Origin of the sequence: Pantoea sp. A4, from assembly GCF_000295955.2 — a bacterium.
Taxonomy (GTDB): Bacteria; Pseudomonadota; Gammaproteobacteria; order Enterobacterales; family Enterobacteriaceae; genus Pantoea; species Pantoea multigeneris.
The window spans coordinates 298,385-312,392 of record NZ_ALXE01000021.1; the positions used below are offsets into that span (position 1 = coordinate 298,385).

Below are 14,008 nucleotides of genomic sequence, written 5' to 3' on the forward strand. Positions count from 1 at the left end.
TCAGTGTGGAACATGAGGTAATTGTAGCGTGATTTTCAGGCCACCTAAACGGGCGTCTGAAGCGGTCAGCGTACCGTTGTGTGCCTCGGCGATGTTCTGACAGATCGCGAGGCCAAGGCCAGAGCCGCCGCTGGCGCGATTTCGTGACCCTTCAGTACGGTAAAAACGTTCAAAAATACGCGCCTGATCCGCCGCATCGACCCCGGGTGCGCTGTCGGCGAACGTCAGCATCCAGAACTCCCCCTCACGCCAGGCGCGGATCTCGACTTCTCCGCCGCTGTGGGTGTAGCGCAGGCTGTTCTCCAGCAGGTTAATAAACAAATGGCTGAGCCGGTCCGGATCGCCGAAGAATGATGCATGTTCTGGAAGCTGCAATGACAAACGCAGGTTATGGCTGCGATAGCGCTCTGCAAAGCTACCGGCGCACACTTCTAACAGTTGCACCAGATCCACATTCTGTTTGCGATAGGCCAGGGCACCAGCATCTGAAAGCGACAGCTGATGCAGATCATCTACCAGTTTTGTCAGAATCACGACTTCACTTTGCAGCGAGGCGATGGCGTCTGGAGTGGTTTTCCGCACCCCATCCTGTATAGCCTCAAGTTCACCGCGCAAAATGGCGAGCGGTGTGCGCAGTTCATGGGAGATGTCGGCCATAAACGCGCGACGCATGGCCTCGTTTTTTTCCAGCGAGGAGGCGAGCAAATTAAAGTCGCGCGCCAGTTGGCCCAGTTCATCTTCACTGCCGACCTCAACGCGGGTGGAAAATTTCCCCGCAGCCAACTGGTGAGTACCATCCACCAGGCGTTTTACCGGGGCCAGCAAACCGCGCGCCATTAAATAGGTGACAAAGGCGGCCAGCAATGCCGAGAGAGCCACGATGATCCAACTGGTGCGTCGCTGCTGTTGATCAAAGTTGATATCGGTGCTGCGCGTCAGGCGCTCTGGCGGTGCGCCGACTACCCAGCCGACAATTTTACCGGTGCTGGTGGTGATGTTATGACGAAAACCGTTATTCGGCATCGCATTGCGTGGCCCGCTCACGACATGGAACTGCTGATCGAGGATCCAGAACTGAGTCCGCCAGCCGTGTGGCGGCAACTGCGCACTCCGGTCCGGGTTCTGTTCCAGTGAGCGAAGTAGCGCAAACACCAGGCGGTCATTGTTGCGCAGGAACTCCCAGTTGCCGTGCTGCTCGTATTGATCGGCCAGGGCATCGCTGAGCAGCGCCAGCCGTTGTTCATTGCCGCGTTTAATATAATCCACAAAACCATGTTCAAAGCTGAGGCGTACGCCCCAGTGCATGGTGATTAATACCAGCAGGCACGTGGCAAAAATAGCGGTAAACAGCTTGGCACCGATACCGAAACGAAGCCGGGCTTTCATGCTTTTCTCCTGCGGCGCAAATCGACATTTTTACTGATATCTCCCGGAACGCGCCAGAACACCAGCGCAGGCAGCAAGATGACTACAGCCATGCTGAGGTAAGTGTTGATAAACACCTGTTGATCAATGTGACTGCCCAGCGCGGTTCCCTGACTGAATGCACCCAGCAGCAGGCCTGCTACCGTCACGCCCATACTCATGGAGAGCTGCATAATCATCGAGAGCAAACTGTTGCCGCTGGAGGCCAGCTCATCTGGCAGCTCTTTCAGCGTCAGGGTATTCATGGAGGAGAAGCGAATAGCGTTGATCATACCCTGCAGGAACAGCACCACAGGCAGCATCCACACCCAGCCCATCAAAGCCACCAGTGGGAACAGCAGTACCACCAGCGTTAAGCCCAGCGTGGCGCCCACCAACACATTCCGATAGCCAAACAGATTGACGACCCGTACCACAATCCGTTTTGTGCCCATATTGCCGAGCACCATCGGGATCATCATCAAACCCGCGTGGAAGGGCGTGTAACCGAGACCCACTTGCAGGAAAATCGGCGTCAGGAAGGGCAGCATGCCGCTACCGATACGGCCGACAAAACTGCCCAGTAAGCCAATGCTGTAAATGCGGTTAGCAAACAGCTTGAGGCTGAACAGCGCCCGATCGTTGTTACGGGCATGCATCAGATAAAACAGCACGGCAAATATCCCGGTGAGAATCATCATGCCTAGCAACAGTGGAGAACCGCCACTGCTGCGCTCACCATCCAGCGCCAGCGTGAGGGTCGCCATTGCCAGCGCCAGGAGAATAAAGCCGATAAAGTCGAAACGGCGCGGAGGCAGAAGGTAATTGGGCATCAGCGTCAATGTGGCAATCGCGCCAATAATACCGACCGGAATGTTGATCAGAAAAATCCAGTGCCAACTGGCGTACTGCACCAAAATTCCCCCCAGAGCGGGTCCCAGCAGTGGCCCCACCTGACCGGGTAAAGTGACAAAGGTCATTGCCGACATATACTGCTCGCGCGGGACAATCTTCATCACCGTCAGTCGCCCGACAGGCACCATCATCGCCCCGCCGATCCCCTGGAGAACGCGGGCCATCACGAGCTGGTTGAGTGTCCCGGAGAGGGCGCAGAACAGTGAACCAAGGCTAAACAGGATAATGGCGCAGAAGAGAATATTGCGAACGCCAAAGCGATCAGCCAGCCAGCCGCTCAGGGGCAGCGTCACGGCTACCGTCAGCACATACGAAACCACCACCGAGTGCATCAGCAACGGACTCACCAGCAAATCGCGGGCCATGGCAGGCAGCGCGGTATTGACGATGGTGGTATCCAGCGACTGCATAAAGAACCCAAAGGCCACAATCCACAGCTGCCAACGTACTGATGGGGGTTGAGATGTCATGACTGGCGTGTCCTTTCAGGCTTTTCGTTATTCGACGTGCTGCGTGGATGACGGCTTAGCTTATCCAGCATCAGATAGACTGCAGGAGTAGTATACAGCGTCAGTAGCTGACTCATGATCAGACCACCCACAATGGTAATGCCTAGCGGCTGGCGCAACTCCGCACCGTCACCGTAGGTGATCGCCAGGGGAATCGCACCAAACAGGGCGGTGAGTGTGGTCATTAAAATCGGCCTGAAGCGCAACAGGCAGGCCTGCTCAATGGCGGCCCGAGCGCTGATTGCTCCCTTTCGTTGCGCGACCAGCGCGAAATCCACCAGCATAATCGCATTCTTATTCACGAGACCGACCAGCAGCAAAATACCTACCATGGCAAGCAGGCTAAACGGCGTGTTAAACAGCATCAGCGCCAGTAACGCACCCACACCGGCTGAAGGCAGCGTAGAAAGGATAGTCAGCGGATGCACGTAGCTCTCATATAACATCCCCAGTACGATATACACGGCGGCGATCGCGGCCAGCAACAGCCAGAGTTGGCTAGACTGCGACTTCTGGAACTCCTGCGCTGTGCCGGAAAAACTGCCGCGCACACTGGTTGACACACCTAGCGCGACTATGCTGCGATCGATGGCATCCGCAGCCTGAGACAACGAGATACCTTCTGGCAGATTAAAGGAGAGGGTGGATGCCGCAGACAGCCCCTCATGGTTGACCTGCAAAGGCGCGTTAGCCGGTTGCCAGTGAGCAAACCACGCCAACGGTATAGCCTTGCCCGCGCTGTTGAGTAAGTACATCTGATCCAGTGCGCTGATGTCCTGGGTATAGCGGGGATCGACCTGCATCACCACTTTGTACTGATTCAACGGTTGGTAAATCGTGGAGATCTGTCTTTGGCCGAAGGCATCGTTCAGTAACGCATTAGCTGCGGCAACATCAATACCGAGGCGGGCCATACTTTCGCGATCGTAGGTCAATGCCATCTCACTCCCTTTGTCCTGCTGGTCAGAGTTAACGTCGGTTAACTCCGGCAGGGCACTGAAAGCAGACTGAATTTTCGGTTCCCACTCGCGCAGTGCGGCGAGGTCGTCAGAGAGCAGGGTGTACTGATAGCTGGCATTCGATTCGCGCCCCCCGGTGTGAATATCCTGCACGGCATTGAGATAGAGATTTGCCCCTGGCTCTTTTGCCAGGGCGATGCGCAGACGCGCAATCACCGCCTGAGCACTCTCTTTACGCTCTTTGAGGGGCTTGAGTGAGATATACATCGAGCCGCCATTGGTGCGCTGACCGCCGGTAAAGCCCGTGACGTTTTCAACCGCTGGATCGGCTGCGACAATGTGCATAAAGTCCTGCAATTTTCCCCGCATTGCCTGGAACGAGATGCTCTGGTCGGCAGAAATATAGCCTTGTAAACGCCCGGTATCCTGTTCGGGCAGGAAGGTTTTAGGCAGGATGATAAACAACCAGACGGTTAAGCCGAGGGTGGCTGGCAGCACCAATAGCATCCAGCCCGCGTGGTTCAGCACGACTCTCAGTGAACGGCCATAGGAACCTTGTACTGCCAGCAGCAGGCGACCACTGCCGCGGCGTCGAGGCTGGCTGCGCGGCGGATGTGATTTCAGCAGATACGCACACATCATCGGCGTGAGAGTGACGGAGATAAACAGCGAGATCAGAATCGCCACGGAGAGTGTGATAGAGAATTCCGCAAAGAAGCGACCGATTAAATCTCCCATCATCACTAGTGGCAGAAACACGGCGATCAGTGACAGGCTCATTGACAGCACGGTAAAGCCCACTTCTTGCACCCCCTGCAACGCTGCCTGTATCGGTTTCATCCCGGCTTCGACATGGCGTGCAATGTTTTCCATCACCACGATGGCATCATCCACCACAAAACCGGTAGCGATGGTCAAGGCCATCAGCGACAGGTTGTTCAGGCTGAAGCCGCACAGGTACATGGCCGAGAAGGTGCCAATCAGTGAAACGGGTACTGCAATCGCCGGGATCAGCGTGGCTCGCCCGGATCGCAGGAACAAAAACACCACCAAAATCACTAAAGCCACCGCCAACACCAGGGATTGTTCAACCTCATACAGTGAAGCGCGAATGGTGGGTGAGCGATCCTGTGCGATATGCAGATCGATAGCCGCAGGAATGGTTTCATACAGCTCTGGCATTTCCGCTCGGATGCGGTCTACGGTATCAATCACATTGGCATCGGGGCTTTTTCGCACGACTAACAGCACCGCCGGTTTACCGTTGGCCATACCGGCATTACGCACATCCTGCACCGAGTCTTCAACGTCAGCAACCTGCTCCAGTCGCACTGCCGCGCCGTTGTTGTAATGCACCACCAGTGGACGATAGTCACTGGCGGTTTTTAGCTCATCGTTGGTACGTAATTGCCAGCGCTGTCGGCCATCTTCCAGTGCGCCCTGAGGACGCCGCTGATTGGCATTGGCAATGGTCTGGCGCACGGCATCCAGCGAAACGCCTTGATTAAACAGCGCCTGCGGATTGAGATTGACGCGCACAGCGGGCAGTGAACCGCCACCAACGGTGACATCGCCTACGCCATCGATCTGTGCCACTTTCTGCGCCAACTGAGTGGACGCATAATCATACAGCTGGCCCGGATTATAGATATCCGAAGTCAGCGTCAGGATCATGATGGGTGCATCGGACGGGTTGGCTTTTCGGTAAGTAGGTCGTGTGGGCATCCCGGTTGGCAACAGGCTTTGGGCAGCATTCAGCGCCGCCTGCACATCACGCGCCGCGCCGTTGATATTGCGATCATAATCGAACACCAGAATAATGTGTGTATTGCCTAAAGAGCTGGTGGAGGTCATCTCGCTGACCCCCGCAATCCGGCCCAGCGAGCGTTCCAGCGGCGTTGCTACTGAAGAAGCCATGGTCTCGGGAGCGGCACCTGGCAATGAAGCGCTGATCACAATCACCGGGAAATCGAGCTGTGGCAACGGTGCCACCGGCAACAGGCGGAAACTCAGGGCACCCGCCAGGACGATGGCGAGCGTAATCAGCGTAGTGGCGACTGGCCGTTGGATAAACAGGGCAAAAAACTTCACGGCCTGTGCTCCTCTTGAGCCACGCGGCGGCGCAGGCGTGATGCCAGGCGATCAAACAGCAGGTAGATGACCGGGGTGGTAAACAGCGTCAATACCTGACTCAACACCAGTCCGCCGACCATCGCGATCCCTAAAGGACGGCGTAGTTCAGCGCCAACGCCCTGACTTAACATCAAAGGGAGTGCGCCAAGAAGCGCGGCGAGAGTGGTCATTAAAATCGGGCGGAAACGCAGCAAACATGCCTGATAAATCGCTTCATACGGAGTTTTACCCTGTTCACGTTCGGCGGCGAGGGCAAAATCAATCATCATGATGGCGTTTTTCTTGACGATACCAATGAGCAAGATGATGCCGATAATGGCGATGATATCCAGCTCATTACCACTCAGCATCAGTGCCAGTAGCGCACCTACGCCCGCCGTAGGCAAGGTGGAGAGGATCGTGATCGGGTGAATAAAGCTCTCATACAGCACGCCCAGCACCAGGTACATGGCGACTACCGCCGCGACAATCAACCACACCGTGCTGGTTAATGCCGCTTCAAAGGCCAGCGTACTGCCCTGGAACTGCGTCATCACCTCAGTGGGCATACCTAACTGATCTTCTGCCGCAGTAACGGCGTTGACCGCATCGCCCAGTGAATAGCCTTCGGCCACATCAAACGAGAAGGTGGCCGAGGGGAACTGGTCGAGATGATTGATTCCCAGTGGCGCATGCCGTTGCTCAATACTGGCAATCGCGTTAAGCGGCACGCTGCCACCTTCGCTGCTGCTGAGGCGAATGCCCTCCAGCCCCGCTAAACCTGGGGTTTGACGGTTATTTTGTTCCAGCACCACGCGGTACTGATTGGCCTGGGTATAGATAGTGGAGATCAAACGTTGACCAAAGGCGTTATACAACGCGTTATCGACATCCGCCATGCTGATGCCGAGGCGGCTGGCGCTGTCGCGATCCACTTTGACGTAGGCTTCCAGCCCCTGATCTTGCCAGTTACTGCTGACGTCACGCAGGGCGGGTGATTTTTTCAGTTCATTGAGCAAGGCGGGGACCCAGGTACTCAGTGACGTTAACGAACCCGATTGCAGCGTGAACTGATAGGGCGTACGGCTGGCCTGGGTTTCAATGGTGAGATCTTGTACCGGCTGCAACCACAGCGTAATGCCGGGAATATTTTCTACTGACTGTTTCAGACGGGTCTGGACCTGCTGAATGCGATCGTTGCGCTGATCGAAGGCTTTCAGCGTGATCTGAATACGTGCGTTGTTCAGTGCGGCATTGGTGCCATCCACTCCGACAAAGGCAGTAACATTGGCGACCGCAGGATCTTGTTGCAGCCGGGCGACGACCTCGCGGGTACGCTGTGCCATATTTTGGTATGAGACCGACTGTGGAGCCTGGAGCGTGCCCTGAATCAGACCATTATCCTGTAACGGGAAGAAGCCTTTGGGGATCACTGTCCACAGCAATACCGTCAGTGCCAACGTACTCAGGGCAACGCCTAGCGTCAGCCATGGACGGCTCAGCACGCGCGTCAGCCACTGACCATACACGGCAATCACCCGGGCAAAAAACGCCTCGCTGGCGCGAGAAAAGCGGTTCTGCTGCCGGAGCGATTCTGTACTCAACATGCGAGCGCACATCATCGGTGTTAAAGTTAATGACACCACCGCCGAGATGGCTATCGCGACTGCCAGGGTGACGGCAAACTCGCGGAACAAGCGGCCAATCACATCTCCCATAAACAGCAGCGGAATCAGTACCGCAATCAGCGAAACGGTCAGGGAGATAATGGTAAAGCCAATTTCCCCTGCGCCTTTCAGTGCCGCAGCCAGCGGTTTCTCCCCTTTTTCGATGTAGCGAGAGATATTCTCAACCACCACGATCGCATCATCTACCACAAAGCCGGTGGCGATGGTCAACGCCATCAGCGTGAGGTTATTGATCGAGAAGTTGAGGAAATACATGGCGGCAAAGGTGCCCACCAACGAGAGCGGCACCGCCACGGCCGGAATAAGCGTGGCAGGTACGTTACGTAAGAACAGATAGATGATCATCACCACCAGCGCGATGGCCAGCATTAACTCATGTTGGGTATCGGTGACGGAAGCGCGAATGTTGGTGGTACGGTCGGCCAACAGTTCAAGGTGGACCGATTTCGGCAACGTGGCGGTGAGACCAGGTAGTAATCCACGGATGTGGTCGGCGGTGGCGATGATATTCGCGCCCGGCTGGCGCTGAACGTTGAGAATAATCGCAGCTTGTTGATTAGCCCAGGCACCTAACCAGCGGTTCTCTGCGGCTTGTTCAATGGTGGCAACATCGCCCAGGCGCACCGGGGCATTATTTACGTAGCTGATGATCAACTGGCGATAATCTTCGGCTGACTTCATCTGATCGTTTGCCGACAGCGTAATCGCCCGCTCTGGGCCATCCAGGCTCCCTTTGGCAGAGTTCACGTTGGCATTGCTGATAGCAGTGCGCACCGTTTCACTGGTCAAACCCAGTGCCGCCAGCGCCTGTGCATTGAGTTGCACCCGCACCGCAGGACGTTGTCCACCGGCCAGCGTGACCAGCCCAACGCCCGACACCTGAGAGATTTTCTGTGCAATGCGCGTCTCAACCATATCCTGCACCTGGGTGAGCGGCATACTGCTACTGGTCACCGCCAGCGTCATGATGGGGGGATCGGCAGGATTCACCTTGCTGTAGACCGGGGGATTGGGCAGATCGGACGGTAACAGATTGGTGGCGGAGTTAATCGCTGCCTGCACCTCCTGTTCGGCCACATCCAGCGCCAGCGCGAGCTGGAACTGTAGCGTGATCACCGAAGCGCCCCCGGAACTTTGTGATGCCATCTGCTTTAGCCCCGACATCTGGCCAAATTGCCGTTCCAGTGGGGCGGTGATGGAAGAGGTCACCACATCCGGGCTGGCACCGGGGTAGAGGGTGACGATCTGAATCGTGGGATAATCGACCTCTGGCAGCGCGGAGACGGGCAGGGCGCGATAGCCGAGGATCCCTGCGAGCAGGATCGCCACCATCAGTAACGTTGTCGCCACCGGGCGCAAAATAAACTGGCGCGACGGACCGCCGTGAGAAGGGGTGACATCCTGCATTACGGTGCCTCTCCTGTCGCGGGGTGCTTAGCACGGCGGGCATGTGGGTGGTTATCCGCAGGGCTTTGTGCGGTCACAATCTCTACTTTGGCCCCCTCCGTGAGGCGATCCAGACCATCGGTCACGACCCGGTCGCCAGCCGCCAGACCTGCGCTGATCACCACTGTGGCACTGTTCTGCAAACCCGAGGTAACGCGCTTTTTGCTCACCTGATTTTCGGCATTGACGGCCCAGACAAAGTGGCCTTCATTACCCATTTGCAGTGCTGCTGTTGGGATCACTACCGCATCTTGCAGCGTAGTGACCTTCAGGCGCGCATTAACAAATTGATTGGGGAAGAGCTTGTTGTCTTGATTTTCGAACCGCGCTTTTATTTTTATCGTGCCGGTTGTGGCATCAATTTGGTTATCCAGACTGAGCAAGCTTCCCTGGCTGAGCAGCTTGCTGTTGCTGCGATCCCAGGCTTCCACCAGCAGATGTTCATCTTGCTGTTGCGCCTGTTGGATCTGTGGAATGCTGTTTTCAGTCAGGCTAAAGAGCACATCAATGGGGTGTGTTTGGGTGATCACCACCAGACCCGTGGTATCGCTGGCGGTGATATAGTTGCCCACATCGACCTGTTTTAGCCCCACGCGCCCGCTGATAGGTGCGGTAACCCGGCTGTAGGTCAGATTCAGTTGGGCACTGGCCACGCTGGCTTCATCGGCTTTTAAGGTGCCCAGCGTTTCATTCACCAGCGAGCGCTGGGTATCCAGCTCCTGTCGCGATACCAGTGAGGTTTTGGCGAGCTGCTCATAGCGGGCTAAATCGCGGCGGTTGTTCGCCAGGGTCGCTTGATCTTTTGCCAACTGCCCCTGAGCCTGTGCTAATGCTACCTGGTATGGACGAGGATCGATTTCTGCCAGTAGCTCACCGGCTTTGACTTCCTGGCCTTCGTTAAAGTGCAGCGCCATCAATTGCCCATCGACACGCGCTCTGACAGTAACGGTATTCGCGGCGGTGACCGTGCCGAGCCCAGTCAGGAATTGCGGCACGGCTTGCAGTGTAGCCGTCGCAACTTGTACTGGGGCCAGTGGTCGATGGCTTTTGCCACTGCCTTGACGGTGGTGTTGTGTCGTAGCGGCGGTGTCATTTTCCGGCTGAGCCGGATGTAGCCACAGGTAGCCAATGCCCGCCACAGCAGCAATCACCGCAACGGCAGTCAGACTTTTCTTTTTCCAGGACAGACGGGTATTCATGACGGGGGCAATTCTCCTGTTTCAACAGAAGCCAATGTCCCTTCTGTTCGCAGCGTAATTATATGTGCTTTAAGTGTACGAAAATTGAGGAAAAGAAGGATAACTGTCTGGCTGCGGTAAGTATTCATATTCTGACAAGTTTCTGCCAAATTCGGTATAACCCAGCCATGTCTGCTTTGCTATGCTGAGAAATAGCTCAATTTCATACCCTAAACGATAAAGGAGCATCAGATGAGTCAGATTAAAACGCGGCAGTTGGGTAAAACAGGTATCACAGTACCGGTTCTGACCTTTGGCGGTAACGTCTTCGGCTGGACAGCGGATGAAAAGACCTCTTTTAGCCTACTGGATGCGCTGGTAGAAAAAGGACTGAATTTTATTGATACGGCGGATGTCTACTCACGCTGGGTTGACGGTAATGAAGGCGGAGAGTCCGAAACGATCATTGGTAACTGGTTAAAGAAAGGCGGTAAGCGCGACAGCATTATTCTGGCCACCAAAGTCGGTATGGATCTCGGAAACGGCAAAACCGGCTTATCACCGAAGTGGATCCGCCAGGCGATTGAAGATTCTCTGCGCCGTCTGCAAACCGATTATGTCGATCTTTACCAGGCGCACCGTGATGATGCCGATACGCCGCTGGCAGCCTCACTAGCAGAGTTCGATAAGCTGGTAAAAGAGGGCAAAGTTCGCGCTATCGGTGCTTCCAACTACAGTGCTGAGCGTCTGAGTGAAGCACTTAACGTCAGCAAGGAACAAGGGTTGGCTGAGTACCAGACTTTGCAGCCGGAATATAACCTCTACGATCGTAAAGAGTATGAATCCAGCCTGGAGAAAGTGGCGCAGCAGCACGGACTGGGCGTGATTAACTACTATTCGCTGGCAAGCGGCTTCCTCAGCGGTAAATACCGCTCGAAAGAAGATGCACACAAGAGCAAGCGCGGGCAGGGCGTGGTAGATAAGTATGTCAATGATCGTGGCCTGAAGATCCTCGCAGCGCTGGACCAGGTGAGCAAGGCGCATAATGCCGCACTTTCAGAAGTGGCCCTGGCCTGGCAGATTGCACGTCCCAGCATCACCGCCCCGATTGTAAGTGCGACATCAATTGAACAGATCAATAGCCTGGTGAAAGCGACGCAGTTGCAGCTAACCTCAGCGGATATTGAAGCACTGGCAAAAGCCAGCGAATATTAATTCGCTGCGGTATTGCGGTATACGATAACCAGCCTGATTTTGGCTGGTTTTTTTGAAGGTGTTTTTGTGTTGTAAAACACCATCATGAAGAGGCAGGCTTCTGGCCGAGCCGCTTATTTTTCAGTCAATAGTAGCCCGATTTCTCTGTCTTCGTACTGTCCGGCGTAGCGCAGCTCGTCCTGCTTGTCGGTGCACTCCTGCGGAGCCAACTGCGTATATGGCCTGACAGTAGCAAGGGACACAAAAAACAACCTCAGTATTGCCGTTCCAGATGGTGGCATCCATCCCCGGGTGAAGGGGATGATTTATGAACGAAATTTTAAATTTGTCGAATAACTTCGTTACCACTGTTTAACATACCGTGTCCTATAAGCCATTGTGTATTTTGAGTCAATAACATACTGCATTTCTTAAAAGAAAGTTTTATTTTAAATCTAAACTAGCTCCATGTTTAATGGGTTGTTGACGTCTATCTTGAGACGGATATCAGCGCTAGACTCAGCGATAATAATTTCATCTGAGGTGTTGGTTATTTTTATAAATGGATTTAACTCCTCAAGGTATATTACCCATTGCAATTCATTCTCATCACTAATATATGCAATGAACCCCTCTGAGCCAAAGCTTCCTTCACCAGCGGAGCAGTGGAATCCATTGGGTAATTTAATGTTAACTATTTCATCAAAACTGGTTACTTCATCCTTGTTGTCTTTATAAAACATTTCAAAATCAAACTCACTTCCTTTCGTTAGCTTTTTCTTAGGGTACGACTCCACGCTATAAGCTATGGATGTGCCATTAGAAAAATAAATACCATCTTTTATAGGCAGTTTTTCTTGATCCCATAGCATTGAAATAACGCTTTTCATTCTTCTCTCCCACATTTTTTAGGCCTCGTGCTTAAACCTTTATCAGGAACAACCCCGCCAGCTTTGATGTTTCTACGATCATTGAATCGTTGCTGGAACTTTTCCCACCACGTTTTACCTTTTGAAGAATCAGGATGTGGTGAGTTAGGATCTACTTTATTTATTTTTACTTTTTCTACATTAGCTTCTAATGCTGCATCCAATCTTCTATTATCATAAGTGACTAATTGCCCATCGACATTAATTACGCTTAAGGGAGATCTATTCCAATCCCATGCGCCATTTTTCATTATTTCCGAATAATTATTAGCAGAAATTGTTCTTTGTGAGAAGTTAATTTCGGTTGGGCTAACCCATTCACTCGTTAATCCCCACGGATCCACCCACCCGTTCGGATTCGGCGCATACTGGTAAAGATTAAACCCACCCGCTACCCCTATCGGATCCGGGGTCGTAAAGCGGCCGACCTGCGGATCGTAATAGCGGAACAGGTTGTAGTGTAGTCCGGTTTCCCTGTCTTCGTACTGCCCGGCGTAGCGCAGCGGGATATGCACCTGATTTTTCAGCATCGGCATGCTGTTGATAACCGGGTTGGTGACCTCGCCGAACGGGGCGTAGTCGCCGGGCCAGCGCAGCTGGCCCTGCTCGTCGGTGCACTAAATTATGAATATAAAGGGCTGCTAGCATATAGCAATGAATCCTTTTTTTATCTGCTTCAGGATTAAATCATCATATTTTTCCCTGTGCCAGCTTCATTTCTCCTGCCAATTTATATTATTTTCAATTGAAACAATATAATTAATTTATAACCCTATCTCTTTGTAATATATATGGATATCATATTCGTTATCAATTACACTAAGAATTCCAATCGGATTTTCTAAAATAATATTTATATCATATGTACCGTCAATATCAATTAGACTGGATAGGAAAGCATTAAAATCATAACCAGATGCACTTACTTTTAACTCACCTTCAAATATAAAACAGCAAGAGAAATCACTTGTCTTATGTGATAGCATGATTAATTTTTTAATTAATTCATCCTTAATAATAGGATGGGGGATAATTAATGATTTATTAATGTTTTCTATTTTATTAATGGAGTTAACGCCCTCCATTAAACTGGCTGTCGTATTATCAATATTTAAGTCGAAAGATATCTTATCTATTCCACCTAGGTTTTTATATGTATGTCTCGCTCTTAGTAAGAGCATTTTCTCTTCAAGTTTTTTATTCATAATAAATGTGATGATCGTTAGTTTTAGGGTGGATAATTTTCTGATACCTATGAGTTTTGAAATCATAGGTCCTTGGGTTAGCACCAGTTTTGGGTTTTCCTGCATGAGTGTGTGGAAAAGGTGCTCTAGGATCAGCTGTATGTTCCACGACAACTCTCTGGTGACCACTTGAATTAGTATATTCATAATATCTGCCATGTGACGCCAGATCGTCTGAATACATATAATTAGTTTGTCCTTGTCTGGTTTTGTCATTCCCAACAGTCCATTGCCTGTTCGGTTGTTGGGACCGTGGGATCCCAGCAAGATCCTTTGCTTCATTTAAAGCACTACGTCGATTTGTTGTAACACAGTTTAACCCCCACGGATCTACCCACCCGTTCGGGTTCGGCGCATACTGATAAAGATTAAACCCACCGTTTAGCCCTATCGGATCCGGGGTCGTAAAGCGGCCGACCTGCGGATCGTA

General features: G+C 52.8%; 10 protein-coding genes. 1 reads left to right on the plus strand and 9 read right to left on the minus strand.

Annotated elements, in window-relative coordinates; translation table 11 throughout:
* The 5 genes from baeS to B880_RS0108930 are packed head-to-tail and all read right to left on the minus strand — an operon-like array spanning window position 1 to window position 10,232.
* Window positions 1–1,386, minus strand: a complete 1,386-nt coding sequence (gene baeS / locus B880_RS0108910; protein ID WP_017347047.1) for a two-component system sensor histidine kinase BaeS — start codon at window positions 1,384–1,386, stop codon at window positions 1–3.
* A complete protein-coding gene (gene mdtD, locus B880_RS0108915) occupies window positions 1,383–2,789 on the minus strand; it encodes a multidrug transporter subunit MdtD (RefSeq protein WP_017347048.1) in 1,407 nt (468 codons plus the stop codon). The genes baeS and mdtD overlap by 4 nt, the downstream gene beginning before the upstream one ends.
* On the minus strand, window positions 2,786–5,878 hold the full coding sequence (mdtC, locus tag B880_RS0108920) for a multidrug efflux RND transporter permease subunit MdtC (protein ID WP_017347049.1): 3,093 nt from the start codon (window positions 5,876–5,878) through the stop codon (window positions 2,786–2,788). The genes mdtD and mdtC overlap by 4 nt, the downstream gene beginning before the upstream one ends.
* Entirely contained in the window at window positions 5,875–8,994 is a 3,120-nt protein-coding gene (locus B880_RS0108925) for an MdtB/MuxB family multidrug efflux RND transporter permease subunit (protein ID WP_017347050.1), read from the minus strand. Before B880_RS0108925 ends, mdtC begins: the two co-directional genes overlap by 4 nt.
* On the minus strand, window positions 8,994–10,232 hold the full coding sequence (locus B880_RS0108930; RefSeq protein WP_017347051.1) for an MdtA/MuxA family multidrug efflux RND transporter periplasmic adaptor subunit: 1,239 nt from the start codon (window positions 10,230–10,232) through the stop codon (window positions 8,994–8,996). Before B880_RS0108930 ends, B880_RS0108925 begins: the two co-directional genes overlap by 1 nt.
* A 231-nt stretch (window positions 10,233–10,463) precedes the next feature.
* Between B880_RS0108930 and B880_RS0108935 the strand changes: the two genes are divergently transcribed.
* Window positions 10,464–11,426: an aldo/keto reductase gene (locus B880_RS0108935; protein WP_017347052.1), complete on the plus strand. Its 963-nt coding sequence runs from the start codon at window positions 10,464–10,466 to the stop codon at window positions 11,424–11,426.
* A gap of 434 nt (window positions 11,427–11,860) precedes the next feature.
* Here B880_RS0108935 and B880_RS0108945 read toward each other — a convergent pair whose 3' ends face one another.
* The 4 genes from B880_RS0108945 to B880_RS26015 form a co-directional block, all read right to left on the minus strand.
* Window positions 11,861–12,295 carry a hypothetical protein gene (locus B880_RS0108945; protein ID WP_017347054.1) on the minus strand — a complete coding sequence of 145 codons (435 nt, stop codon included), beginning with the start codon at window positions 12,293–12,295 and terminating at the stop codon, window positions 11,861–11,863.
* Window positions 12,292–12,930 (minus strand): RHS repeat-associated core domain-containing protein, encoded by a 639-nt coding sequence (locus tag B880_RS24860; protein ID WP_443146816.1) that lies wholly within the window; start codon window positions 12,928–12,930, stop codon window positions 12,292–12,294. The genes B880_RS0108945 and B880_RS24860 overlap by 4 nt, the downstream gene beginning before the upstream one ends.
* Before the next feature lie 168 nt (window positions 12,931–13,098).
* Window positions 13,099–13,539 carry a hypothetical protein gene (locus tag B880_RS26010; protein WP_071524389.1) on the minus strand — a complete coding sequence of 147 codons (441 nt, stop codon included), beginning with the start codon at window positions 13,537–13,539 and terminating at the stop codon, window positions 13,099–13,101.
* Window positions 13,532–14,008 (minus strand): RHS repeat-associated core domain-containing protein (locus tag B880_RS26015; RefSeq protein ID WP_071524391.1); only part of this gene is annotated, 477 nt, incomplete at its 5' end. The genes B880_RS26010 and B880_RS26015, both read right to left, overlap by 8 nt.

What these genes read in the sequence shown, in the direction of transcription:
- B880_RS0108930 (WP_017347051.1), bottom strand. Translation starts at nt 10,232, where the DNA reads ATGAATACCCGTCTGTCCTGGAAAAAGAAAAGTCTGACTGCCGTTGCG.
- B880_RS26010 (WP_071524389.1), bottom strand. Translation starts at nt 13,539, where the DNA reads ATGAATAAAAAACTTGAAGAGAAAATGCTCTTACTAAGAGCGAGACAT.
- B880_RS0108945 (WP_017347054.1), bottom strand. Translation starts at nt 12,295, where the DNA reads ATGAAAAGCGTTATTTCAATGCTATGGGATCAAGAAAAACTGCCTATA.
- B880_RS0108935 (WP_017347052.1), top strand. Translation starts at nt 10,464, where the DNA reads ATGAGTCAGATTAAAACGCGGCAGTTGGGTAAAACAGGTATCACAGTA.
- mdtD (WP_017347048.1), bottom strand. Translation starts at nt 2,789, where the DNA reads ATGACATCTCAACCCCCATCAGTACGTTGGCAGCTGTGGATTGTGGCC.
- B880_RS0108925 (WP_017347050.1), bottom strand. Translation starts at nt 8,994, where the DNA reads ATGCAGGATGTCACCCCTTCTCACGGCGGTCCGTCGCGCCAGTTTATT.
- baeS (WP_017347047.1), bottom strand. Translation starts at nt 1,386, where the DNA reads ATGAAAGCCCGGCTTCGTTTCGGTATCGGTGCCAAGCTGTTTACCGCT.